This window comes from Mumia sp., from assembly GCF_028803055.1.
Classification (GTDB): Bacteria; Actinomycetota; Actinomycetes; order Propionibacteriales; family Nocardioidaceae; genus Mumia.
Window position 1 is genome coordinate 1 of record NZ_JARBCJ010000015.1, and the last position, 23,639, is coordinate 23,639.

The following is a 23,639-nucleotide window of genomic DNA, read 5'->3' on the forward strand; positions in this document are numbered from 1 at the left end:
CATCACGATGCGGACGACGTCGCGCGACTTCCACTGAGGCCGGCGGGGGCGGTTCGCCCGTTCGCCCCACGATGAGTGGAAGGCGGCCGAACGGGAGGATCTTCTGGGATACCCTCCAGCAGCCGCAAACCGTCTGGCACACTAGGGCGCGTGTCCAAGATCACAACAGGTGGCGATGCCCCGCCCGCACTTCCGTACGCCGTCATCGGCGCCGGCCCGTCCGGCCTCGCGGCCACCCGGGCACTGACCAAGCGCGGCCTCGACGTCGTCGGGTACGAGCTCCATGACGACGTCGGCGGCCTGTGGGACATCGACGGGCCGCGCAGCACGATGTACGAGTCGGCGCACCTGATCTCCTCCAAGACCACGACCCAGTTCGCCGAGATGCCGATGGGCGACGAGGTCGCCGACTACCCGAGCCACCGTGAGCTCAAGCGCTACTTCCGCGCGTACGCCGACCGTTTCGGTCTCCGCGACCACTATCGCTTCGGCACGGAGGTGACCCGCGTCGAGCCGCACGCCGACGGGGGTTGGGTGGTCACGACCCGCGAGGTGTCCTCAGGTTCGACGAGCACCGACCGTGTCTCCGGAGTCGTCATCGCCAACGGCACCCTGTCCGAGCCGAACCTGCCCCAGCTCAAGGGCCAGTTCGACGGCGAGGTGTTCCACACCAGCGCGTACAAGAAGGCGACCACCTTCGCCGGCAAGCGCGTCCTCATCATCGGCGCCGGCAACTCGGGCTGCGACATCGCCGTCGACGCGGTGCACCACGCCGCATCGGTCGACATGAGCGTGCGGCGCGGCTACTACTTCGTGCCGAAGTATCTCTTCGGCAAGCCCGCGGACACGCTCAACCAGGGCAAGCCGCTCCCTCCTCGGGTCAAGCAGGCGATCGACACCCGCGTGCTCAAGCTCTTCACCGGTGACCCCGTCAAGCTCGGCTTCCCCAAGCCCGACTACAAGATCTACGAGTCGCACCCGATCGTGAACTCGCTGATCCTCCACCACCTCGGCCACGGCGACCTCAGCATCAAGCCCGATGTCGACCACGTGGACGGCTCGACGGTGCACTTCCGTGACGGCACGAGCCGCGACTACGACACGATCGTGCTCGCGACGGGCTACACGCTGCACTACCCGTTCATCGATCCGGCCCTGCTGCGCTGGAACGGCTGGTCGCCGCAGCTCTACCTCAACATCTTCACTCCCGAGCGCGACGACCTCTTCGTGATGGGCATGGTCGAGGCGTCGGGGCTCGGCTGGCAGGGCCGCTACGAGCAGGCCGAGCTGATCGCGTCGTACGTCGATGCTCGGCGGACACGCCCGGCCCAGGCGGAGGCGTTCGCCGCCAAGACCCGTGGCCCGCTGCCGGACCTGTCCGGCGGCTACCGTTACCTCGGCCTGGAGCGCATGAGCTACTACGTCAACAAGGACGCCTACCGTACGGCGGTCCGTGCCGCGATCGAGGAGCTCTCGTGACCGACCTCGTGTTCCTCGCCGCCGGCGACGTCGACGCGATCAGCATCTCGTTCAACGAGTCGTCGCTGACGCTGCTCAAGATCGTCATCGGCACGATCCTCTTCGGCATCGCCCTCGACACGCGGCTCGAGGACTTCCGTGCCGCCGCACGCAAGCCCTTGGCGATGGGAGTCGCGATCGCCGGGCAGTTCCTCCTGCTGCCCGCGATCACCTTCGCTCTCACGCTGCTGCTCAACGTCCGCGGGTCGATCGCGCTCGGCATGATCCTCGTGGCGTGCTGCCCTCCCGGCAACGTCTCGAACATCCTCACCCACCGCGCCCGCGGTGACGTCGCGCTCTCGGTCGCGATGACGTCGGTCGGCAACGTGCTGGCGATCTTCCTGATGCCGCTCAACTTCGCCTTCTGGGGCGGCCTCCACCCGACCGGTCAGAACTTCCTCACCGACATCGAGGTGAGCCCCTGGGACATGCTCAGCGAGGTCCTCCTCGTGATCGGCCTGCCGTTCGTCCTCGGGATCACGATCGCGCGGCTGTGGCCGCGGGTCGCCGCGCGTGCGCACGGCATCGTCAGCAAGGTCGCGTTCGTCGCGCTCGGCGCCATCATCCTGGTCGGCATCGCCAGCAACTGGGGCGTGTTCGTCGACTACATCGGCGTCGTCGTCATCGCCGTCTTCCTCCACGACGCCCTCGCGATGGCCCTCGGGTACGGCGTCGCTCGGGGTGCACGCCTGTCCGACCGGTCGACACGGGCGATGACGTTCGAGGTCGGCATCCGCAACGCCGGGCTCGGGCTGCTGCTGGTCTTCGAGTTCTTCGACGGGCTCGGGGGCATGGCGCTGGTCGCCGCCTGGTGGGGGATCTGGGACATCATCGCGGGTCTCGTGGTGGCGTCCCTGTGGGCGCGCAGACCCGTCCGCGAGGAGAAGGTCGAGGTGCCGGCATGAGTCGTCGCGTCCTCGTCACCGGTGGCTCGGGCTTCCTCGGCTCGTCCGTCGTCCCTGGTCTCGCGGCCGACCCCGGGGTCGCGCTCGTCGTGAGCGCCGACGTGCGGGAGCCGCGCGAGCGGGTCACGGGCGTCGAGTACGCGACGGTCGACGTCACCGACCCCGGCGCCGTGTCCGACGCGGTCTCCTCGTACGAGGTCGACACGATCGTCCATCTCGCCTCGATCGTGAACCCGCCCCCCGGCATGACCGACGACGTGGCCTACCGGGTCGACGTCGACGGCAGCCGCAACGTCCTCGACGCGGCCCTCACCCACGGCGTACGCCGGCTCGTCGTCTCCTCCAGCGGCGCGGCGTACGGCTACCACGACGACAATCCCGCGTGGATCACCGAGGATCAGCCCGTACGCGGCAACGACGCCTTCGCGTACAGCCGGCACAAGCGGCTCGTCGAGGAGATGCTGGCCGACGCCCGGCGCGACCACCCGGAGCTGCAGCAGACGGTGCTCCGCATCGGGACGATCCTGGGGGAGCGGGTCGACAACCAGATCACCGACCTGTTCCGCAAGAAGCGCCTCCTCAAGATCGCGGGGGCCGACTCACCCTTCGTGTTCGTCTGGGACACCGACCTCACCGCGATCGTCGTGCACGCCGTCACCGCCGACGTGACGGGCACCTTCAACGTCGCGGGCGACGGGGCGCTGACGATCGACGAGATCGCGGTGCGCCTCGGACGGGGCACGCTGGCGATCCCCGAGGTCGTGCTCCGCGGGGCGCTCACGGTCGCGAAGCCGCTGCGGTTGACGCAGTACGGCCCCGAGCAGACGAAGTTCCTCCAGTTCCGCCCGGTGCTCGACAACACACGGCTCAAGACGGTCTTCGGGTACGAGCCTGCCTACACGTCTGCGCAGGCGTTCGAGGCGTGGAGGGCCGCGCAGGGGCTGTGACGTCGCGGCCCACCCGGCACGGCGCCGCCGCTACAACGCAGCGACCGGCTCGACGACGGTGTCGACCAGCTCGCGGGCGAACCCCACCGGGTCGTCGTCGGACGGCGTCACGAACACTTCCTCGACGCCGATCTCGGCGTACGGGGCGAGAGAGTCCGTGAACGAGCCGTCGAGCGGCACCGAGCCGTTCCAGAGGATCGTCTTGCGGATCTCCTCGTACGGCCGCCCGACGTCCTCGCAGTGGCTGCGCAGTACGTCGAGCTTGTGCGCCACGCCGTCTGTCCCGTCGCCGGCCTGCGCGAAGAGGTTGCAGGCGTCGGCGTACTGCGCGACCAGCCGCAGCGTCTTGCGTTCGCCGCCTCCGCCGACCATGATCGGCACGGGTCCGAGCGGCTTCGGCTCGCACAGCGTCTCCGCGAGCTGGTAGTAGCGCCCCTCGTACGGGCCGTCGTCGTCGCCGAACATCTGCGTGACGATCTGCAGCGTCTCTTCGAGCCGCGCCAGCCGCTCACCCGCCGGCCACACGGGCACCCCGAGCCCGCGCTGCTCGCGCTCGTACCAGCCGGCGCCGATCCCGAGGGTCGCGCGGCCAGCGCTCAGCACGTCCAGCGACGCGACGATCTTGGCCAGCAGCCCGGGATGGCGGTACGGGACACCGGTGACGAGGACCTGGAGCCCGACCCGCTCCGTCCGCGCGGCGAGGAACCCGAGCGTCGTGTAGGCCTCGAGCATCGGGTCGCGCGGACCACCGGCGTAGCCCTCCATCTGGAAGAAGTGGTCCATCACCGACAGGGACCGCAGGCCGCCGGCGTCGGCGACCGCGCCCACCTCGGCGTACGCCGGCGCGATCGCTGTCGCGCCACCGGGGACGTCGTAACGGGGGAGGTGGAGCGAGACATGCATGGCTAGACGCTACCCTGCGCGGTCCAGCTCATTAACGGTCTCGGGATCGAGGGTGAGCGCGGCTGCGGCCATGTTCTCCTCGAGGTGCGCGACCGACCCGGTGCCGGGGATGGGCAGCATCACCGGCGAGGTCTGGAGCAGCCACGCCAGCGCGACCTGGGCGGGTGTCGCGTCGTACCGCTCGGCCGCGTGGCCGACGGGTCCGTCCGGCCCGGCGAGCTCGCCCGCATCGACCGGTGCCCACGGGATGAAGCCGATGCCGTGCTCGGTGCAGTAGGCCAGGACGTCGGCCGAGGAGCGGTCGACGAGGTTGTAGCGGTTCTGGACCGTGACGACGGGCACGTACGTCCGCGCCTCCTCGATGTCGGCCACCGTGACCTGCGACAGCCCGACCGCTCGGACCTTGCCGTCCTCGCGCAGCTGGGCCAGCGTCTCGAACTGCTCCTCGCGGGGCGTGCGCTCGTCGATCCGGTGCAGCTGGAAGAGGTCGATCACGTCGGTCCGGAGCCGACGCAGGCTCATCTCGACCTGCTGCCGGAGGTACTCACGACGGCCGACCGGCCACCACTCGTCCGGACCGGTGCGGACGAGGCCGGCCTTCGTGGCGATGGTCAGACCTTCTCCGTACGGCGCCAGCGCCTCGGCGATGATCGACTCGCTCACCTCGGGCCCGTACGAGTCGGCCGTGTCGATGAAGTCGACTCCCAGCTCGACGGCCCGCCGGAGCACCGCGCGCGCCGTCTCACGGTCGGCAGGCTCGCCCCAGATCCCCGGACCGGTGATGCGCATCGCGCCGAATCCCAGCCGGTTGACGGTGCCCACACCGTCGATGTCGAACGTGGTCGCGCTGGTGCCCTCAACGGTCATCGCTGTCGTCCTCCTCGAGGTCGGCGAGCGTGTCGTAGTACGCCCGACCTGCAGGGTAGTAGTCGGTCCAGACAGGCTCGGGCTCGTCGACGATCCTCGCTCCGAGGACTCCGAGCAGGTAGTCGCCGCGAGGGCCCTGCTCGCCGACGTCGGCCGGTGTGACGTCGTGGATCACCAGCTGCATGTCGGTCGTGCTGTCCTCGCGTGTGCGGAGGTAGGCGTCGACCACGGTGCCGGTGTCGAGGCGAACCGCGAGATGGTCGGGCTCGCTCTCGCCGATCACCGTCACCTCGATGTCGCCGAGCGGCTCAGGACCCGTCACCGCCGCCCAGGCGTCGTCTCGGTCGAGCGGCAGGATCCGGTTGTAGACGAGGTCGATATGCTTGTCGTGAGTGCGCATCCGGCCCGTCGGAAGGTGCTTCATCCCTCTAGCGTCGCAGGCACCGGACGCACGCACAGAACACCGGCGACTAGGTTGGAGGTGTCATGAGTCTCGCGCCCGCCACCACCTCCTACCTCGACCACGCAGCGACCACGCCGATGGTCCCCGAGGCGATCGCGGCGATGCAGGACGCCATGCTCGAGGGAGGCAACCCCTCCTCGCTCCACGGGTCCGGACGCCGGGCTCGGCGCCGGGTCGAGGAGGCGCGTGAGCTGATCGCCCAGCGGATCGGTGCCCGCCCCAGCGAGGTCGTGTTCCTGTCCGGAGGCACCGAGGCCGACAACCTCGCCGTCAAGGGCCTGTACTGGTCGCGCCACCGTGCCGACCCCGCCCGCCGCCGCTCGGTCGCGTCGGCGATCGAGCACCATGCCGTGCTCGACTCCCTGGCCTGGTTGGAGAAGTCCGAGGGGGCGGTCGTCGACCTCGTCGGCGTCGACGCGGTGGGCCGGCTCGACGTCGACGCCTTGCGCGCCACCCTCGAGCGTGACCCGAGCGACGTCGCGCTGATCAGCTGCATGTGGGCCAACAACGAGCTGGGCACGGTGCAGCCGATCCCCGAGATCGTGGCGCTCGCCCGCGAGCACGGCATCCCTGTGCACAGCGACGCGGTGCAGGCGCTCGCCCATCTCCCCGTCGACTTCGCCGCGAGCGGACTCGACGCGATGTCTCTCGCCTCGCACAAGGTCGGCGGCCCGACCGGCGTCGGCGCCCTGGTCGCCCGTCGCGAGCTGGAGGCGGTCCCGCTGGTACACGGCGGCGGACAGGAGCGCGACCTGCGGTCCGGCACGTTGAACACGGCGGCGATCGCCGCGTTCGCGGTCGCGGTCGACCTCGCCGTCACCCGCCGTGAGGACGAGTCCGCGCGGCTCGAGGCGCTGCGGCGGCGTCTCGTCGAAGGGTTGCGTCAGGCGGTCCCCGAGGCGGTCGTCAACGGCGACCCGGAGCCCGGTCCGCAGTCGCGTCTGCCGCACGTCGTCCATCTCACGTTCCCCGGCGCCGAAGGAGACTCGCTCCTCATGCTCCTCGACGCGGCCGGGATCGAGTGCTCGACCGGGTCGGCCTGCTCGGCCGGGGTGCCTCAGGCGAGCCACGTCCTGACCGCGATGGGTCTGGACGACCTCGCGGCGCGCGGGTCGTTGCGCTTCAGCATGGGGCACACCACGACCGCGGCCGACGTCGACCGGCTGCTCGCCACACTCCCGGGGATCTACGAGCGCGCACGTGCTGCCTCGACGGCGGGGAGGCGCTGATGCGTGTCCTGGCCGCCATGTCCGGGGGAGTCGACTCGGCCGTCGCCGCAGCCCGCGCGAAGGACGCCGGCCACGACGTGACCGGCGTGCACCTGGCTCTCTCACGCAACCCGCAGTCGTACCGCACCGGAGCGCGCGGGTGCTGCTCGATCGAGGACAGCAACGACGCCCGCCGCGCCGCTGACGTGATCGGCATCCCGTTCTACGTGTGGGACATGAGCGAGGAGTTCCACGAGGAGGTCGTCGAGGACTTCATCGCCGAGTACACCGCCGGCCGCACCCCGAACCCCTGCCTGCGGTGCAACGAGAAGATCAAGTTCGCCGCCGTCCTCGACCGTGCTCTCGCCCTCGGCTTCGACGCCGTGGTGACCGGTCACTACGCGCGTCTCGAGACCGCGTCGGACGGCACGGTCGAGATGCACCGCGCCGTCGACCACGCCAAGGACCAGTCGTACGTGCTCGGCGTGCTCACCGCCGACCAGATCGCCCACTCGATGTTCCCCCTCGGCACCGACACCAAGGACGAGGTACGGCGGGAGGCGGAGCGCCGGGGCCTGCAGGTGGCGCACAAGCCGGACAGCCACGACATCTGCTTCGTCGCCGACGGCGACACGCCCGGCTGGCTGCACGACAAGCTCGGCACCCGTCCCGGTGTGGTCGTCGACGAGGGCGGCGAGGTCCTCCGCGAGCACGAAGGTTCCTTCGCCTTCACGATCGGTCAGCGTCGTGGGCTGCGGCTCGGCCGTCCCGCCGCGGACGGCAGGCCGCGCTTCGTCCTCGACATCGAGCCCGTCTCGGGCACGGTGACGGTCGGTCCCCGCGAGCACCTGGCGGTCGACGGTCTGGTGGGCATCCGGCCGCTGTGGTGCGGGGCGCCGCCCGACGGCGAGCTCTCGTGCACGGTCCAGCTGCGCGCCCACGGCGACGAGCACCGCGCTTCCGTCCGTCTCGACGGCGACCGGCTGCACGTCGACCTGCACGACCCCGCCGACGGCATCGCCCCTGGGCAGGCGGTCGTCGTCTACGACGGCACGCGTGTGGTCGGGTCCGCGACGATCTCCGCCACCCGGCGGGTCGCCGGTGCGGTGCCGGTCCGATGAGCGTCGACGGAGGAGCCACAGGCATGCGCGCGACCGGTATCGGCTCGATGCCGGGGGAGGACTTCCGTGGCGTCGTCCGGTTCGTCCTGGAGACGCTCGACCTGCCGTTCCTGCCCGAGCTGCCGGCGCGCGGTGACGGGGCGGGGATGATCGGGCGGGCGGCCGGCCTCCTCGACGGTCTCGGTGCGGACCTCCAGCCGGCCGGCTGGCGTCTGACGGACCGTCCCGGCCTCGACCAGCGACGTGCCCGTTCGCTCCTGGCCCACGACCTCGACGTGCTCGAGGAGGAGGCGGACGGCTACGAGGGCGACCTCAAGGTCCAGGTCGCCGGACCGTGGACGCTGGCCGCGACGATGGAGCGTCCGCGGGGCGACCGCCTGCTGGCCGACCACGGAGCCCGCCGAGAGCTCGCCCAGTCGCTCGCGTCGGGTCTGGCCGCCCACGTCGAGGAGGTGCGTCGCCGCGTCCCCGCGGCCTCGATCGTCGTCCAGGTGGACGAGCCGGGCCTGCGTTCGGTGCTCGATGGGCAGGTCCCGACCGCGAGCGGCGCCGGGAACCACCGGCGGGTGCACCCCCCGGAGGTGGACGCCGCGCTGCGCGAGGTCGCCGACGCGGCGCGTGGCGCGGGAGCACGACCGGTGGTCCACACCTGTGCGCCCCGGGTGCCGCTGTCGCTGCTCGCAGGGGCCGGATTCGAGGCGATCTCCTTCGACCTCGGCCTGGTGAGCGGCGAGGAGCGCGACGCGTACGCCTCGGTGCTCGAGTCCGGGGTGGACCTGTGGCCAGGAGTTGCCGACGACGACGTGAGCGCGATGCGGCGTACGAGCGACCGCTTCTTCAGCGGGCTCGGGTTCGGGGAGGAGGCGACCGTCCCACGGACCGTCCTGTCGCCGCCCTGCGGGCTCGCCGACGCGTCGCCGGACGACGCGCGCCGCGTTCTGCGCGGTGTCGCGGCCACGACAAAACTCTGATCTCGCTCCGAGTAGCGCCGTGACGTGGCTCACGTACGCTGCCTGGGAGCACACCACCCCTGGGGGGTCAGCATGAGCACATCTCGGAGCGCCATCGCACTCGCCGTCCTACCGACCGTCGCGGCCGGACTGGTCGTTCTTCCCGTGGTCACCTGGAACGAGACGGTGACCGTCGGCACGACGCCGGACCCGACCACGTACGCCCTCGCGGCGTACACCGCCGGCGCTGACGACGAGCCGAGCACCGATCCGCCGGTCGACGGGGCCCTCGCGCCCGACGGGAGTCCGGCACCGGACCCCACGCACGCCGTCGCGACCGCCGTCGACTCGCCCAAGCTGCCGACCGAGGACTTCCGCGTCGCGGGCGTCACGTGGGACCGGGGCTCGGTCGACGGCGAGGTGGTCACCTACGTCCGTACGCGCGAGACGAGCGGTTGGACGAAGTGGTACCGGCTCGACGACGCCACCGACGACGGCCCCGACCCGGGCTCCCGGGAGGCGGCGAAGGCACGCGGGGGCACCGCCCCGCTCATCGTCGGCGAGTCCGACGCCATCCAGGTCACCGTGGCCACGCCGGACGGATCGGTCCCCGACGACGTCCAGGTCGACCTGCTCGACCTCGGGACGACCACGACCACGCAGCAGGTCGAGCCCCTCGCGGCGGCGTCGGCGGCGACGCCGAGACCCTCGATCAAGTCGCGGGCGGCCTGGGGAGCCGACGAGCGCATCCGGGACCGCTCCGCGCCCGACTACGGGTCCGTCCAGGGCGCCGTCGTCCACCACACGGCCGGCTCCAACTCGTACTCGCGTGGCGAGGTGCCCGCCGTGATCCGGGCGATCTACGCCTACCACACCAAGGCGCTGAAGTGGCGGGACATCGGCTACAACGTGGTCGTCGACAAGTGGGGCCAGGCGTGGGAGGGACGCTGGGGTGGACTGGCGCGCAACGTCGTCGGCGCGCACGCGCTCAACAACAACTCGACGACGTTCGGGATCTCCGTCCTCGGCAACTTCGAGTCGGCCCAGGCGTCCTCGGCGGTGGTCGAGACGATCTCCCGCGTGATCGCGTGGAAGTTCTCCCTCAACCACGTGATCCCGACCGGCTACCGGACCTTCACCACCAACACCGGCAAGAAGGTCTCGCGCACCAAGATCGTCGGGCACCGTGACGTCGGCCAGACGGCGTGCCCGGGCCGCAACCTCTACTCCAAGATGGGCACGATCCGCACGCGGGTGGGCGCCTTGATGAAGAACACCGGGATCACCCCCACGATCACCGCGACCCCCGCGCCGACCGCCTACACCGTCGGTGGCAACCGGGTGGACGTCGCGATCACGGTGGCTGCCTCCGGGAGGGTCCCGACCGGCACCGTGCAGGTGGTCGACACCCAGCGCGGAGACGTGCTGGGGCAAGCGACGCTGGCGTCGGGCAAGGCCTCGATCAAGCTCCCCAAGCTCATGTACGCCGGTGCGCGACGTCTCGCGGTGATCTACAGCGGGGATGCGGCGGTCGCCTGGCGGCAGGCGGCGCCGTTCACGGTCAACGTCACGAAGGCAGCCACCACGACCGCTGCCACGTTCGACAAGACATCGGTGACGTCCGGCGACCAGGTCTCGGCCCGCGTCACGGTGGAGGGCGCCAACGTGGTGCCCCGCGGCACGGTCAGCATCCTCGCCGGCTCCACGCTCCTCGGCCGAGCGACCGTCTCCCGGGTGGGCGACCGGTACGCCGCGGCCGCGACGGTACGCCTGCGGCGCGACCTCCCCGGTGGCACCCACCGGCTCGTCGCCCGCTACGACGGCCACTACGCGATCTCGGGCTCCACGGCGCCCGCCGCGACCCTCCGGGTGGCGAAGGGCCGCTCCTCGCTGTCGCACGCCTGGGTCGGTGCCCCGCGCTGGCGGGCGCAGCCCGTGCTCCGGGTGCGGGCCTGGGCGAACGGGCAGACGCCGACGGGCACGGTCGTCGTCCGCGAGGGCGCGCGGGTCGTGGGCTCCCGGGCTCTGTCGCGCGGGGTCGCCGACGTGAGGCTCACCCCGAGCCGTACGAAGCGGCGCGCGTTCACGATCTCGTACGCCGGGTCGCGGAGCCTGAACGCCGCCCCGACCGCCCGCCGGACGGTGGCCGTGGCGAAGGCCAAGCTCAAGGTCACCCGCAAGCTCAGTGACCGGTCGGCGCGACGCGGCCAACGGGTCGTCCTGCGAGTGCGGGCGACGGCGCCGGGCTTCCGACGGGTCGTGGGCCGGGTGACGGTCTACCGCGGAGGCAGGGTGCTGCGGTCGGCTGCGATGACCAAGAAGCTCAGCGGGCGCGTCGTGCTGAAGATGCCGACCTCCCGTCGGGGCACGCAGAGGCTGCGGGTCGCGATCAGGCCGAAGGGCTACGTGCTCCCGTACCGGTCGAAGGCGTTCACGCTACGGGTGCGCTGACCTCCGGGCCAGGCCCGGTTCACCTCGTACGGCTGTCCGTGGGCAGCGGTAGATTGGCGTCCGTGCCGACCTCTGACGAACGCATCGAGAGCCCTCCGGACGAGGCCGCCGCGCGCTCGCGACATGCCGAGCTGAGCGAGAGCATCGAGCAGGCCCGCACCCGCTACTTCGTCGAGGACGCGCCGACCCTCTCCGACGCCGAGTACGACCAGCTGATGGTCGAGCTGCGCAAGCTGGAGGACGCGTTCCCGCAGCTGCGCACGCCCGACTCGCCGACACAGACGGTCGGCGGCGGCATCTCGACGGCGTTCTCGCCGGTCCGGCACCGGCGCCGGATGGAGAGTCTCGACAACTGCTTCTCGTTCGAGGAGCTGGCGGCCTGGGGGGCCCGCGTCGAGAAGGAGGCGGGCAAGGAGAGCGACTTCCTCGTCGAGCTCAAGGTCGACGGTCTCGCGATCAACCTGACCTACGAGGCCGGCCGTCTGACTCGGGCGGCGACTCGCGGTGACGGCACGGTCGGCGAGGACGTCACCGCCAACGTCCGCACGATCGACGGCATCCCGCACCGGCTGACCGCTTCCGACGAGCACCCGGTGCCGTCGTTGCTCGAGGTCCGGGGCGAGATCTTCTTCCCGACGCGGGCGTTCGAGGAGTTCAACGCGGCGTGGAGCGAGGCCGGCAACACGCCGTTCTCCAACCCGCGCAACGCCGCTGCCGGGTCGCTGCGCCAGAAGGACCCACGGGTCACCGCGAGCCGCCCGTTGCAGATGGTGTGCCACGGCATCGGTGACCGGGAGGGCTACGTGCCCGAGCGGCAGTCCGAGGCGTACGCCGCCCTCGCCGCCTGGGGCCTGCCGACGAGCGACCGGGTGCGTGTGCTGCCGACGATGGCTGAGGTCGAGGAGTTCATCACCTTCTACGGCGAGCACCGGCACGACGTCGAGCACGAGATCGACGGCATCGTGGTCAAGGTCGACCAGATCGCGCTGCAGCGGGCGCTCGGGTCGACGTCTCGTGCGCCTCGCTGGGCGATCGCGTTCAAATACCCGCCCGAGGAGGTCAACACCAGGCTCCTCGACATCCGCGTCAACGTCGGCCGCACCGGCCGCGTCACGCCGTACGGCGTCATGGAGCCCGTCTTGGTCTCGGGGTCGACGGTGGAGATGGCGACGCTGCACAACGCGTCCGAGGTGGAGCGCAAGGGCGTGCTCATCGGTGACACCGTCGTGCTCCGCAAGGCCGGCGACGTGATCCCCGAGATCGTCGGGCCTGTCCCCGCACTGCGCGACGGCAGCGAGCGTGCATTCGTGATGCCGACGCAGTGTCCCTCGTGCGGCACCACGCTGGCGCCGTCCAAGGAGGGCGACGCCGACATCCGGTGCCCCAACACCCGCAGCTGCCCCGCGCAGCTGCGCGAGCGTCTCTTCCACGTGGGCAGCCGGGGCGCGCTCGACATCGAGGTGCTGGGCCTGGCGGCGGCGCGGGCGGTGCTCGCCGGGGGTCGGCTGCCCGAGCCGGGGGGTCTGTGCTCCCGGGACGACCAGCCGCCCCGCCGCGTCCCCTGGTACCCCCGCGCGCCCAAGCCGGCCGCGCGCCCGCCCGGGGCCGGAGACCGGGTGCTGTCGGCCAACGGACGCCGATTCCTGGACAACCTCGGCAACGCCAAGGAGCAACCTCTCTGGCGGGTCTTGGTCGCGCTCTCGATCAGGCACGTCGGCCCGACCGCCGCACGAGGGCTGGCCGCGGAGCTGGGGACGATGGACGCGATCCGCGACGCCGACTCGGCGACGCTGGCTGCCGTCGAGGGGGTCGGCCCCACCATCGCGGCATCGGTCGTGGAGTGGTTCGGGGTCGACTGGCACCGCGACATCGTCGATCAGTGGGCTGCTGCCGGTGTCCGGATGGCCGACGAGCGTGACGCGTCGATCGCGCGCACGCTGGAGGGCCTGACGCTCGTCGTGACCGGCTCCCTGCAGGGCTTCACGCGCGACGAGGCCCGCGAGGCGATCCTGACCCGAGGCGGCAAGGCGGCGGGGTCGGTCTCCAAGAAGACGAGCTTTGTCGTCGTCGGTGAGGCGGCCGGCACGAAGGCCACCAAGGCCGAGGAGCTCGGGGTGCCGCTGCTCGACGAGGCCGGGTTCGTCGACCTGCTGCGCGAGGGCCCGCCTGCGGCCGACGAGGCCCCGGCCGCAGACGCCTGATCGCCCGTCCTGAGGGCGGCGAGTCCTCGGCGCGGACGGCCGCAGATCGGTCGTGACGGTCGTCGCCCTCCGGCGTCGGCGACGAGATGTGGCTGGTCCACAATGGAGCGCACCCTTCCCCGGAGGACCGATGTCGAACCCGAACGGCCCGCAGCCGCCTGTCCCGCCTCAGAGCCCGTCTCCCGATGGCGAGCCTCCCCGCGGCGACCGACCGCAGGGTCCGCCACCAGGGTGGGCCTCGCCGCAGGGCCCTCCCGCGCAAGGCTGGGGTCCGCCTCAGGGACCTCCGCCCCGTCAGGGCCCGCCGGCGCAGGGTTGGGGTCCGCCGCAGAGCCCGCAGGGGGGTTGGGGTCCGCCGCAGGGACCTCCGCCTCATCAGGGCCCGCCGACGCAGGCCTGGGGCCCGCCGCAGGCTCCGCCCCCGCCGCCGTACGGCCCGCCACCCGGGCAGAGCAGCTATCCGGCGCAGCCGGGCTACTCCTCACAGCCAGGTCAGGGCACCGCGCAGTGGGCCCCCGCGCCGCAGGGCGTCACGAGCAGCGGCAACCGTGGACGGACGATCGCGCTCGTCACCGGCGGCGTCGCCCTCGTCGTCGCACTCGTCGTGGCGATGGTCTTCGTGGGCATGACCGTTCTCGGCGGTGACGACGACGCCAGCGGGTCGACCAGCAAGCCCGAGAAGGTTGGGTCCTCGTCCGACGACTCGGGCGAGGGAAAGCCGATGAGCGAGGGCGCCGCCACTGCCCTGACGGCGGCGCTGGGCGAGCAGGACGGGTGGTCCTGCTACGCCTCGGTCCCGGGCTCGCTGATGCGGTGCCACTACTTCGTCGCCGCAAAGGAGCCGCAGCGGGCGATGTTGCGGATCGACCTCGCCGACGGTGCCGTCGACACCGTCAGTCTCCTCGCCTACCGGGTCGACGACCCGGCTTCGATCACCGAGGCCGTCGCCCGTCTGGTCGGTGACGCGTTGTTCGCGGGTCGCGGTGACGAGGTGGTCGCCGCGGTCCAGAACGAGGCGTCGCTGGGGCCTGAGGACCTGGGGACCGAGGCCTCGCTCAACGCCTACGGCGACGGCCTCCAGGTCCGCGCATCCGATGCTCCGTCGGTCCCGGCGAGCGGGCCGTCTCCGGCCACCACCACGGCGTTGACGCCGACTCTGGAGGCGCAGGGCTACACCTGCGAGCAGACCGAGCTGGGCTCGCTCTCGTGCGGCAAGGAGAAGGGCGCGGCGACGATCCGCGTGATGGGGATGGATCAGAAGTCCTCGACCACGTCGACCACCTCGACCACCTGGAACCTCTCGGTCCGCAGCTCGTCGTACGACGCACCTCTCGACGAGAGGCAGGGCCGCACGGTCGTGGGTCAGGAGCTGGTCGCGCTCGGTCTCACCGACGAGTCCGGTGCCGCATTCACAGGAGCGGCCGCGGCCCGTCAGGAGGGCGACTTCAAGAGCTACGTGCTGGGCTTCGACTCCTACGGCTCCAGCGCAGGCGCCTACCTGTCGGTGATGGTGCGCCAGATCCGGTGAGCGCGGGCACCGGACCTCTCGGGCGACGCCCTAGGATGGATCGGTAATCCCCACCCACGCTCGAAGGGACTCTCCGTTGTCCGACGGGATCTCGCGCGCTGACGTCGCCCACCTGGCGAACCTCGCACGCATCGACCTCACCGACGCCGAGCTCGACCGTCTCACGCCTGAGCTGACGGTCATCCTCGAGTCGGTCGCCAAGGTCGCCGAGGTGGCGGCCGCCGACGTGCCGCCCACCTCTCACGCCGTGCCGCTCTCCAACGTCTTCCGCGAGGACGTCGTCACTCCGGGGCTCACACCCGAGCAGGCGCTCGCGGGTGCGCCGGCCGTGGAGCAGCAGCGATTCGCCGTCCCGAAGATCCTCGGGGAGGACGCATGAGCACCATCCGTCTGAGTGCGGCGGAGATCGCCGACAGGCTGGCCGCGGGCGAGGTCTCGTCCGCGGAGGTGACGCAGGACCACCTCGACCGGATCGCCGCCGTCGACGGCGACCTCAACGCGTTCCTGGCGCTCGACGCCGACGGTGCGCTGTCGACGGCACGCGACGTCGACGCCCGCCGCGCCGCGGGGGAGCAGCTGCACCCGCTCGCCGGCGTGCCGATCGCGGTCAAGGACGTCGTCGCCACTGCCGGCATCGCCACCACCGCGGGCTCCAGGATCCTGGAGGGTTGGGTCCCGCCGTACGACGCCTTCCTCGTACGCCGCCTCCGCGAGGCCGGGCTGCCGATCCTCGGCAAGACCAACATGGACGAGTTCGCGATGGGCAGCTCGACCGAGCACTCCGCGTACGGCCCCACCCGCAACCCCTGGGACCGTGACCGCATCCCCGGCGGTTCCGGAGGCGGCTCTGCGGCCGCCGTGGGCGCGTACGAGGCTCCGCTCGCGATCGGCACCGACACCGGTGGCTCGATCCGGCAGCCGGCCGCGGTCACCGGCACCGTGGGCGTGAAGCCGACCTACGGCGGCGTGTCCCGCTACGGGCTCATCGCACTGGCGTCGTCGCTCGACCAGGCCGGTCCCGTCACCCGCACCGTCCTGGACGCGGCGCTGCTGCACCAGCTGATCGGCGGGCACGACCCGCTCGACTCCACGAGTATCGATGCGCCCGTCCCGCCTGTGGTCGAGGCCGCTCGCCGCGCCGACGTGTCCGGGCTTCGGATCGGTGTCGTGCGCGAGCTCGGCGGAGAGGGCTACCAGGCGGGAGTCCGGGCCCGCTTCGACGAGGCCGTCGCGCTCCTCACCAAGGCCGGAGCCGAGATCGTCGAGGTCTCGTGCCCGAGCTTCGACTATGCGCTCTCGACGTACTACCTGATCCTGCCCGCTGAGGCCAGCAGCAACCTCGCCAAGTTCGACGCGATGCGCTATGGCCTGCGGGTCAGCCCGCAGGGCGTGCCCGACCCGAGCGCGGAGCAGGTGATGGCGGCCACCCGCGAGGCCGGCTTCGGTGACGAGGTCAAGCGCCGCATCATCATCGGCACCTACGCGCTCTCCAGCGGCTACTACGACGCCTACTACGGCTCCGCGCAGAAGGTCCGCACGCTCATCGCGCAGGACTTCGCCCGCGCCTTCGAGCAGGTCGACGTGCTCGTCTCCCCGACGTCGCCGACGACGGCGTTCCCGCTCGGGAGCAAGCTCGACGACCCGATGTCGATGTACCTGCAGGACGTCGCCACGATCCCGGCCAACCTTGCCGGCATCCCGGGCCTCTCGCTGCCGGTCGGCGTCACCGACGAGGACGGGCTGCCGGTCGGCATGCAGGTCCTCGCGCCTGCGATGGCCGACGACCGTCTGTACAACGTCGGAGCCGCGCTCGAGCGGCTGCTGCTCGAGCAGTGGGGAGCGCCGCTGCTGAGCCGCGCACCCGAGCTCGCCGCGACGCCCCAGGAGGAGAGCAAGTGACCGCCACCCGTACGGAGCTGGTCCCGTTCGACCAGGCGCTCGAGACGTACGACCCGGTGATGGGGCTGGAGGTCCACGTCGAGCTCAACACCGCGTCCAAGATGTTCTGCGGTTGCTCGACGGTGTTCGGCGCCGAGCCCAACACCCAGGTGTGCCCGACGTGCCTGGGGCTCCCTGGGGCGCTCCCGGTCGTCAACGGCAAGGCGGTCGAGTCGGCCATCCGGATCGGGCTCGCGCTCAACTGCTCGATCGCCCCGTGGTCGCGGTTCGCACGCAAGAACTACTTCTACCCGGACATGCCCAAGAACTTCCAGACCTCGCAGTACGACGAGCCGATCTGCTTCGAGGGCTGGACCGAGGTGACGATCGAGACCGACGAGGGCCCTCAGGCTTTCCGTGTCGAGATCGAGCGCGCCCACATGGAGGAGGACACCGGCAAGTCGCTGCACGTCGGCGGCGCCACCGGGCGCATCCACGGTGCCGACTACTCGCTGGTCGACTACAACCGTGCGGGCATCCCCCTGATCGAGATCGTCACCAAGCCGATCGTCGGCACCGGCAAGTACGCCCCGCAGGTCGCGCGGGCGTACGTGGCGCACCTCCGTGAGCTCGTGAAGGCGCTCGGCGTCTCCGACGCACGCATGGAGCAGGGCTCGATGCGCTGCGACGTCAACCTGTCCTTGATGCCCAAGGGCGCCGACGTGCTCGGCACCCGGTCGGAGACCAAGAACGTCAACTCCCTGCGCTCGGTGGAGCGCGCGGTGCGCTACGAGGTCGAGCGCCACGCAGGCGTCCTGGACGCAGGTCAGAAGATCGTCCAGGAGACCCGGCACTGGCACGAGGACACCGGCGTCACCACGTCCGGTCGCGAGAAGTCCGACGCCGAGGACTACCGCTACTTCCCCGAGCCCGACCTGGTCCCGGTCGCCCCCTCGGAGGAGTGGATCGACGAGCTCCGCGCGAGCCTGCCCGAGCCGCCGGCACAGCGCCGCGCGCGCCTGCAGGGGGAGTGGGGATACTCCGACCTCGAGATGCGCGACGTCGTGGGCGCGGGTGCGCTCGACCTCATCGAGGCGACCGTCGCCGCCGGCGCGACCCCGACGGCCGCCCGCAAGTGGTGGCTCGGTGAGCTGGCGCGTCGTGCGAACGACACGGGCACGCCGATCGACGGGCTCGGTGTCACCCCGGCGCACGTCGCCGAGGTGCAGGCGCTCGTCGACGCCAAGCGGATCAACGACAAGCTCGCACGCCAGGTCTTCGACGGCCTCGTCGCGGGCGAGGGCACGCCGGAGGAGATCGTGGTGGCCCGTGGACTCGAGGTCGTCTCGGACGACGGCGCGCTCACCGCGGCCGTCGACCGCGCGATCGAGGCCAACCCCGACGTCGCCGCCAAGATCCGTGACGGCAAGGTCGCGGCCGCGGGTGCGCTCATCGGTGCCGTCATGAAGGAGATGCGGGGTCAGGCGGACGCAGGCAGGGTCCGCGAGCTGATCCTCAGCAAGCTCGGCTGACGGCGATGACCGTGGTGGTGACGCCGTTCGGCGCCGACGAGCTGTCGGCGCCCGAAGGGCTGACCGTCGTGCCGTTCTCGGGAGATGCGTCGAACCTCCCCCCGGACGACGTCCTGGCTGAGGCGGAGATGTGGGTGCTCCCGTACGACCTGTCGTTCTCCGTCGGCGAGATCGCGGCGAGGATGCCTCGGCTTCGCGTCATCCAGGCGCAGTCGGCCGGCACCGACGGCATCGCGGCGCAGATCCCGGACGGCGTCACCCTGTGCAACGCGCGCGGCGTCCACGACGCGGCGACCGCCGAGCTCGGGGTCGGCGCAATCATCGCGTCCCTGCGCGGCATCCCCGCCTTCGTTCGGGCACAGGACGAGCAGCACTGGCTGCCGTACCGGTGGTGGGACTCCCTGGCGGACAAGACCGTGATGATCGTGGGCTACGGGAGCATCGGTCACGCTCTCGAACGCCGGCTCGCCGGCTTCGAGGTCGAGATCGTCCGCGTGGCCGGGCACGCACGCGAAGGGGTGCACGCCTCCTCGGAGCTCTCCGAGCTGCTGCCGACGGCCGACGTGGTCGTCGTCCTCACGCCGTTGACCGACGCCACCCGTCACCTGGTCGACGCGGAGTTCCTCGCCGCGATGCGCGACGGTGCGCTGCTGGTCAACCTCGCACGGGGCCCCGTGGTCGACACCGAGGCGCTGCTCGCCCAGCTCGAGGACGGACGCCTGCGCGCGGCGCTCGACGTGACCGACCCCGAGCCGCTGCCGGCCGACCACCCGCTGTGGAAAGCGCCCAACCTCCTCCTGACGCCGCACGTCGCGGGCGGGACCTCGGCGATGCGACCCCGGATCCTCGCGCTGGTCAGAGATCAGCTCCAGCGGTTCGCGGCCGGTGAGGACCTGCTCAACCAGGTCCGGCTCCACCGCTGACCGCGTTCGGCGGTCCCGGCTGCATCGCCCATCTGATGGTCTTCGTCGCCGCCGACCCGGCCGTTCGGAAGGCGAGCGTCTCGGTGACGGGGAGCCACGGCAGCCGTAGCGGCCTGCGAGCCCAGCGGGGGAGCAGACCGACCGCGGCGCCCGACAGTGCGGCGTAGCCCGGTCGCAGCGCCCACGGCACCGGCGGAGTCAGCAGCAGGAAGCGCGCGGCTTCCCGCGCGGCGGCGGTGGAGGCGAGCTCGGGCCGGAAGGCGTGGAGCCGGTCGGCCAGCCCGGCGGTGTCGGTGGGCGGATCGTCGGCTCCCAGGGCCCGCGCGACCTCGGCCGCCTGCGCGACGTAGAGGTCGCGCTCGTCCGGAGAGAGCGGCGATCCTCCGTACCGGTCGTGCGCCCGCAGGAAGCTGTCCACCTCGGCGACGTGCACCCAGGTCAGCAGATGGGGGTCGTCGGCGGCGTACGGCCGTCCGTCCGGTGCCGTCCCGCGCACCCGTCGATGGATGGCCCGGACGATGCGTACGGCCCGCTCCGAGGTCTCCACCGTGCCGAAGGTGGTCTCGGCGAGGAAGCCGCTCGTCCGCTGGAGGCGCCCCCACGGGTCGCCGCGGAAGCCGGAGTGCTGGTCCACGGCCGCCATCGCGAGCGGGTGGAGCGACTGGAGGAGGAGGGCACGGATGCCTCCCACGAACATCGAGGCGTCCCCGTGCACACGCTGGATCGGGTCGTCCGGTCCGAACCGACGGGGACCGTCGGCGCCATGGATGCGCACGCGACGACGCGCCCCGTCGTCGCCCGCACCGCGGGCGAACAGCTCGTGCCCGAGCCGGTCGCGTACGCCCATGCGTCGACTCTAGACGCGTCCCAAAGAGTTCACCGTCGAGGTGATCGCCGCCGCGAACCGCTCGGCGGCCCCGTCGACCGACGGAAGGAACAGCGACGGCTCGGTCAGCTCCAGCTCGAGCAGCTGCGGGGCCCCGTCCCGACCGGTGACGACGTCCACCCGCGCGTACAGCAGGTCGGGGCCGCCGCCGAGCGCCTGGGTGGCCGCCCGGAGCGCCTGCGCGGCGACGGCGAGCTGTGCGTCGGTGGCGGTGGTCGGCGTGATGCTCTCGCGCGCGTCACGATCGTGACGCACCCCCTCGCCTCGGCGGAGCATCGCGCCCTTGACGACGGCGTGCGAGAGCTCGCCGCCGACGAAGAGGAGCGCGGTCTCACCCTCGTCGTCCACCGAGGCGATGTAGGGCTGGAGCATCGCCGTACGGCCCGCCTCCACGAGCGACCGGCTGTGGGCCAGCGCGTCGTCGACGTCCGACCAGCGCGCGGTGTCGCGCGAGCTCGCCGAGACGGCAGGCTTGACGACCCACTCGGTCTCGTCGACCGGGATCGCCCAGGCATCGGCGTGGGCGACGAGCGTCTCCTCGTCGGTGACGTCCCAGGCGGTCGGGATCACGGGGCAGCCGGCCTGGGCGAGGTCGCGAAGGTAGGTCTTGTGGGTGTTCCAGGCGATCACCTCCGCCCGGTTGCGCAGTCGCGGCACCCGCCGGGCCCACTCGAGGAACGCCTCGCGACGCGGGGTGTAGTCCCAGGTCGAGCGCACGACGGTGAGCGCGTAGGCATGCCAGTCGACGGCGTCGTCGTCCCACACCTCGACGGCGACGTCGTGGCCGTCGGCGCCGAGCGCGTCGCTCAGCAGCGTGACCTCGGCGTCGTCGACGTCGGACGCGGAGCTGGCGAGGGCGATGCGAGCCACGGGGATCCCTTCGTGAGGTGGAACAGCCGACCTGACGGTACGCGACCCGTGCTTCAGCCCTGGACGTCCCCTCCGACCTCGCGGAGGTCCTCGGCGATGGCGCGCTCGCTCGCGAAGTAGGCGAGCCCCCAGTCGGCGACGGTCGCCGGCGACCTCAGGCGGGGGTCGTCACCGAGCATCTCGCGGACGCCACGGAGCTCGGCGGTGCGCTCCTCGAGCTGGGCGATGTAGACGTCCAGCCATCGCTGGACGTGCTCCGTCGAGACCATGTGGGCAAACATCAGGCGTAACGCCACCGGGTGCTTGAGGACCGGGAACGCCGGCTCGGAGGACTCGAGCCACTCCAGGAGGTGGGTCCTGCCGGCCTCCGAGACCGCGTACCGGCGGGTGCTCCGCCGTCCGTTCGGGGCGTCGGCGACCTCGACCAGCCCGTTCTGCGCGAGCCGTGCCAGCTCGGTGTAGACCTGGCTGGTGGCAGGGGAGACCCAGTAGTAGCGCAGCGTCTGGTCGCAGCGCTGCTTGAGCTCGTAGCCGGTAAGCCCCGCGGCGTCGTGCGGGTCGAGCGTGAGCAGACCGAGGAGAGCGTACGAGGTCGTTGACAGGGCGCTCGGCACGTCCTTAGCGTAGCCAGTATTCCAATTAGGAACACTGGTGAGCACGTCGAGCGAGAAGACCTGGTGGACGTCATGGAGGCCATGCTGCTGATCGGCACGCGCAAAGGACTGTGGATCGGTCGTTCGGACGACCGCTCGAGGTGGGAGCTGCGTGGGCCGCTGTTCGGGATGAACGCGGTCTACGCGACGTGCATCGACACCCGCAGGGAGGCGCCACGCCTGCTGGTCGGGACGATGAGCGAGCACTGGGGTCCTCAGGTCACCTGGTCCGACGACCTCGGCGAGACGTGGTCGGAGACCCCCGGCGGTGGCATCCGCTTCCCCGAGGACGCGGGGGTCGCTCTGGAGCAGGTCTGGCAGCTGACGCCGGGCACCGAGACCGACGAGGTGTGGGCCGGGACCCAGCCCTCCGCGCTGTTCCGGTCGACCGACCGCGGCGAGACCTTCTCGTTCGTGCGCGGACTCTGGGACCACCCTCACCGGACGGAGTGGGACGCCGGCTTCGGCGGTCAGGCCGTCCACACCGTGGTGCCCGACCCGGTCGACCCGGCGCGCGTCACCGTCGCGATGTCGACGGGCGGTGTCTATCGCACGGAGGACGGGGGGACGAGCTGGGACCCGCACAACGTCGGCATCAAGGCCTACTTCTTCCCCGACCCCTGGCCGGAGTTCGGGCAGTGCGTGCACAAGGTCGCCTCGCACCCCGACCGGCCGGAGCGGATGTACGCCCAGAACCATCACGGTGTCTACCGGTCCGACGACGGCGGTGACTCGTGGACGTCGATCGCTGACGGGCTGCCGAGCGACTTCGGTTTCCCGATCGTGGTGCACCCCGCCCAGCCCGACACCGTGTACGTGTTCCCTCTGGTCGCCGACTCCGACCGGATGCCGCCGGGGGCGCAGGCGCGGGTGTGGCGCTCCGACGACGCGGGGGAGACCTGGCGCGATCTCGGCAAGGGTCTGCCCGACCCCTACTACGCGGCCGTGATGCGTGACGCCTTCCGGGCCGATGACGCGCCGGCGTACGGACTGCCGGCAGGCCTCTATCTCGGTGGGCGCGACGGCAGTGTGTTCGCCAGCGCCGACGAGGGGGAGACCTGGGCGGAGGTCGCCTCGCACCTTCCCGACGTGATGTGCGTGCGTGCGGCCATGGTCTGAGGTGACGTGCAGAGCGATCATCAACCCTGACCGCTTGACATCATACAATCAAAGATGCAGGCTTGATCTCTAAGGATCCACTCTGCAACCTTGATGGAGGGCCGTCGTGTATGTCATGACGCTCGACCAGCGGCGAAGCCGCCGAGACCGTGACGCCGTGCCCGAGCTCCTCGTCACCCTCGCGGGCATCGCCGATCCCGTACGCCCCTTCGAGCGCACCGCCGGCGACGAGGTCCAGGGCCTGGTGGAGGATCCGAGACAGGTCGCCGATCTCGTCGTGCACGCCCTGCGCGAGCGCCGGTGGTGGATCGGGATCGGGGCCGGCGTGGTCGAAGGGCCGCTCCCCGACACGACCCGGGCCGGGCGCGGCCCTGCCTACGTGTACGCGAGAGAGGCCGTCGAGCGTGCCAAGTCCGAGCCGCAGCCCGTGTGCGTCCGCGCCGAGGACACCGGTCCGGCGGAGGATGCCGAGACTGCGTTGTGGCTGCTCGCCGGCCTGCTGTCCCGGCGTACCGACGCCGGGTGGGAGGCGGTCGATGCGATGGCGGACGGCGGGACCCAGCGGTCCGCGGCGGCAGGGCTGGGGATCACGGCGCAGGCGATGAGCAGCCGCCTCGCCGTCGCGGGCTGGACCGAGGAGCGCCGAGGCCGTACGCTCGCCGCGCACCTCCTGGCAGCCTGCGACCCGGAGCAGAAGAATCACTGAGGAGCGAGGC

22 protein-coding genes are annotated in these 23,639 nt (G+C 71.5%); 15 read left to right on the forward strand and 7 right to left on the reverse strand.

Annotated elements, in window-relative coordinates:
- Positions 1-150 precede the first annotated feature (150 nt).
- The 3 genes from PV363_RS02910 to PV363_RS02920 are packed head-to-tail and all read left to right on the forward strand — an operon-like array spanning position 151 to position 3,370.
- On the forward strand, positions 151-1,479 hold the full coding sequence (locus PV363_RS02910) for an NAD(P)-binding domain-containing protein (RefSeq protein WP_301021641.1): 1,329 nt from the start codon (positions 151-153) through the stop codon (positions 1,477-1,479).
- Entirely contained in the window at positions 1,476-2,423 is a 948-nt protein-coding gene (locus PV363_RS02915) for a bile acid:sodium symporter family protein (protein WP_220365452.1), read from the forward strand. Before PV363_RS02910 ends, PV363_RS02915 begins: the two co-directional genes overlap by 4 nt.
- Complete coding sequence (locus PV363_RS02920) at positions 2,420-3,370, forward strand: SDR family oxidoreductase (RefSeq protein ID WP_220341162.1); 951 nt, start codon at positions 2,420-2,422, stop codon at positions 3,368-3,370. Before PV363_RS02915 ends, PV363_RS02920 begins: the two co-directional genes overlap by 4 nt.
- A gap of 30 nt (positions 3,371-3,400) precedes the next feature.
- Here the strand turns inward: PV363_RS02920 and PV363_RS02925 are convergent, their stop codons facing one another.
- From PV363_RS02925 to PV363_RS02935, 3 genes are read right to left on the reverse strand one after another with little or no spacing between them, the layout of a single operon-like run.
- Positions 3,401-4,273 carry an LLM class F420-dependent oxidoreductase gene (locus PV363_RS02925; RefSeq protein WP_301021642.1) on the reverse strand — a complete coding sequence of 291 codons (873 nt, stop codon included), beginning with the start codon at positions 4,271-4,273 and terminating at the stop codon, positions 3,401-3,403.
- Between the two features lie 9 nt (positions 4,274-4,282).
- The gene (locus PV363_RS02930) at positions 4,283-5,140 is read right to left on the reverse strand and encodes an aldo/keto reductase (RefSeq protein ID WP_220365450.1); all 858 of its coding nucleotides are present in this window, start codon (positions 5,138-5,140) and stop codon (positions 4,283-4,285) included.
- On the reverse strand, positions 5,130-5,564 hold the full coding sequence (locus PV363_RS02935; protein ID WP_220341165.1) for a hypothetical protein: 435 nt from the start codon (positions 5,562-5,564) through the stop codon (positions 5,130-5,132). The genes PV363_RS02930 and PV363_RS02935 overlap by 11 nt, the downstream gene beginning before the upstream one ends.
- A gap of 62 nt (positions 5,565-5,626) precedes the next feature.
- Between PV363_RS02935 and PV363_RS02940 the strand changes: the two genes are divergently transcribed.
- From PV363_RS02940 to ligA, 5 genes are all read left to right on the forward strand, one after another.
- The gene (locus PV363_RS02940; protein WP_220341166.1) at positions 5,627-6,832 is read left to right on the forward strand and encodes a cysteine desulfurase family protein; all 1,206 of its coding nucleotides are present in this window, start codon (positions 5,627-5,629) and stop codon (positions 6,830-6,832) included.
- Positions 6,832-7,932 (forward strand): tRNA 2-thiouridine(34) synthase MnmA, encoded by a 1,101-nt coding sequence (mnmA, locus tag PV363_RS02945; RefSeq protein ID WP_220341167.1) that lies wholly within the window; start codon positions 6,832-6,834, stop codon positions 7,930-7,932. Before PV363_RS02940 ends, mnmA begins: the two co-directional genes overlap by 1 nt.
- Before the next feature lie 23 nt (positions 7,933-7,955).
- Positions 7,956-8,903, forward strand: a complete 948-nt coding sequence (locus tag PV363_RS02950; protein ID WP_301021643.1) for a methionine synthase — start codon at positions 7,956-7,958, stop codon at positions 8,901-8,903.
- A gap of 72 nt (positions 8,904-8,975) precedes the next feature.
- Entirely contained in the window at positions 8,976-11,333 is a 2,358-nt protein-coding gene (locus tag PV363_RS02955) for an Ig-like domain repeat protein (protein ID WP_301021644.1), read from the forward strand.
- 53 nt (positions 11,334-11,386) lie between these two features.
- The gene (gene ligA / locus PV363_RS02960) at positions 11,387-13,534 is read left to right on the forward strand and encodes an NAD-dependent DNA ligase LigA (RefSeq protein ID WP_301021652.1); all 2,148 of its coding nucleotides are present in this window, start codon (positions 11,387-11,389) and stop codon (positions 13,532-13,534) included.
- 492 nt (positions 13,535-14,026) lie between these two features.
- Here the strand turns inward: ligA and PV363_RS02965 are convergent, their stop codons facing one another.
- Complete coding sequence (locus PV363_RS02965; RefSeq protein WP_301021645.1) at positions 14,027-14,161, reverse strand: hypothetical protein; 135 nt, start codon at positions 14,159-14,161, stop codon at positions 14,027-14,029.
- Here PV363_RS02965 and PV363_RS02970 point away from each other — a divergent pair.
- The 5 genes from PV363_RS02970 (at position 14,160) to PV363_RS02990 (ending at position 19,395) form a co-directional block, all read left to right on the forward strand.
- Positions 14,160-15,062, forward strand: a complete 903-nt coding sequence (locus tag PV363_RS02970; protein ID WP_301021646.1) for a hypothetical protein — start codon at positions 14,160-14,162, stop codon at positions 15,060-15,062. The genes PV363_RS02965 and PV363_RS02970 overlap by 2 nt on opposite strands.
- Before the next feature lie 76 nt (positions 15,063-15,138).
- Positions 15,139-15,441 carry an Asp-tRNA(Asn)/Glu-tRNA(Gln) amidotransferase subunit GatC gene (gene gatC / locus PV363_RS02975; protein WP_220341171.1) on the forward strand — a complete coding sequence of 101 codons (303 nt, stop codon included), beginning with the start codon at positions 15,139-15,141 and terminating at the stop codon, positions 15,439-15,441.
- Positions 15,438-16,961 carry an Asp-tRNA(Asn)/Glu-tRNA(Gln) amidotransferase subunit GatA gene (gene gatA, locus PV363_RS02980; RefSeq protein ID WP_301021647.1) on the forward strand — a complete coding sequence of 508 codons (1,524 nt, stop codon included), beginning with the start codon at positions 15,438-15,440 and terminating at the stop codon, positions 16,959-16,961. Before gatC ends, gatA begins: the two co-directional genes overlap by 4 nt.
- Positions 16,958-18,472, forward strand: coding sequence for an Asp-tRNA(Asn)/Glu-tRNA(Gln) amidotransferase subunit GatB (gene gatB / locus PV363_RS02985; RefSeq protein ID WP_220341173.1), 1,515 nt, complete (start codon positions 16,958-16,960; stop codon positions 18,470-18,472). The genes gatA and gatB overlap by 4 nt, the downstream gene beginning before the upstream one ends.
- Before the next feature lie 5 nt (positions 18,473-18,477).
- Entirely contained in the window at positions 18,478-19,395 is a 918-nt protein-coding gene (locus PV363_RS02990) for a 2-hydroxyacid dehydrogenase (RefSeq protein ID WP_220341174.1), read from the forward strand.
- Here PV363_RS02990 and PV363_RS02995 read toward each other — a convergent pair.
- The 3 genes from PV363_RS02995 to PV363_RS03005 are packed head-to-tail and all read right to left on the reverse strand — an operon-like array spanning position 19,370 to position 21,765.
- Positions 19,370-20,242: an oxygenase MpaB family protein gene (locus tag PV363_RS02995; protein WP_301021648.1), complete on the reverse strand. Its 873-nt coding sequence runs from the start codon at positions 20,240-20,242 to the stop codon at positions 19,370-19,372. The two genes, PV363_RS02990 and PV363_RS02995, sit on opposite strands and share 26 nt — an antisense overlap.
- A gap of 9 nt (positions 20,243-20,251) precedes the next feature.
- Positions 20,252-21,151 (reverse strand): hypothetical protein, encoded by a 900-nt coding sequence (locus PV363_RS03000; RefSeq protein ID WP_220341176.1) that lies wholly within the window; start codon positions 21,149-21,151, stop codon positions 20,252-20,254.
- A 53-nt stretch (positions 21,152-21,204) separates the two neighbouring features.
- Positions 21,205-21,765, reverse strand: coding sequence for a PadR family transcriptional regulator (locus PV363_RS03005; RefSeq protein WP_301021649.1), 561 nt, complete (start codon positions 21,763-21,765; stop codon positions 21,205-21,207).
- Positions 21,766-21,837: 72 nt separating this feature from the next.
- Between PV363_RS03005 and PV363_RS03010 the strand changes: the two genes are divergently transcribed.
- Entirely contained in the window at positions 21,838-22,923 is a 1,086-nt protein-coding gene (locus PV363_RS03010) for an exo-alpha-sialidase (protein ID WP_220342454.1), read from the forward strand.
- Positions 22,924-23,080: 157 nt separating this feature from the next.
- Positions 23,081-23,629 (forward strand): transposase, encoded by a 549-nt coding sequence (locus PV363_RS03015; protein ID WP_301021650.1) that lies wholly within the window; start codon positions 23,081-23,083, stop codon positions 23,627-23,629.
- The last annotated feature ends 10 nt before the right edge of the window (positions 23,630-23,639 follow it).

Coding starts and splice junctions, on each gene's coding strand:
- PV363_RS02920 (WP_220341162.1), top strand. CDS start 2,420: ATGAGTCGTCGCGTCCTCGTCACCGGTGGCTCGGGCTTCCTCGGCTCG.
- PV363_RS02925 (WP_301021642.1), bottom strand. CDS start 4,273: ATGCATGTCTCGCTCCACCTCCCCCGTTACGACGTCCCCGGTGGCGCG.
- PV363_RS02930 (WP_220365450.1), bottom strand. CDS start 5,140: ATGACCGTTGAGGGCACCAGCGCGACCACGTTCGACATCGACGGTGTG.
- PV363_RS02935 (WP_220341165.1), bottom strand. CDS start 5,564: ATGAAGCACCTTCCGACGGGCCGGATGCGCACTCACGACAAGCATATC.
- PV363_RS02940 (WP_220341166.1), top strand. CDS start 5,627: ATGAGTCTCGCGCCCGCCACCACCTCCTACCTCGACCACGCAGCGACC.
- mnmA (WP_220341167.1), top strand. CDS start 6,832: ATGCGTGTCCTGGCCGCCATGTCCGGGGGAGTCGACTCGGCCGTCGCC.
- PV363_RS02950 (WP_301021643.1), top strand. CDS start 7,956: ATGCGCGCGACCGGTATCGGCTCGATGCCGGGGGAGGACTTCCGTGGC.
- PV363_RS02955 (WP_301021644.1), top strand. CDS start 8,976: ATGAGCACATCTCGGAGCGCCATCGCACTCGCCGTCCTACCGACCGTC.
- PV363_RS02970 (WP_301021646.1), top strand. CDS start 14,160: ATGACCGTTCTCGGCGGTGACGACGACGCCAGCGGGTCGACCAGCAAG.
- PV363_RS02965 (WP_301021645.1), bottom strand. CDS start 14,161: ATGCCCACGAAGACCATCGCCACGACGAGTGCGACGACGAGGGCGACG.
- gatA (WP_301021647.1), top strand. CDS start 15,438: ATGAGCACCATCCGTCTGAGTGCGGCGGAGATCGCCGACAGGCTGGCC.
- PV363_RS02990 (WP_220341174.1), top strand. CDS start 18,478: ATGACCGTGGTGGTGACGCCGTTCGGCGCCGACGAGCTGTCGGCGCCC.
- PV363_RS02995 (WP_301021648.1), bottom strand. CDS start 20,242: ATGGGCGTACGCGACCGGCTCGGGCACGAGCTGTTCGCCCGCGGTGCG.
- PV363_RS03010 (WP_220342454.1), top strand. CDS start 21,838: ATGGAGGCCATGCTGCTGATCGGCACGCGCAAAGGACTGTGGATCGGT.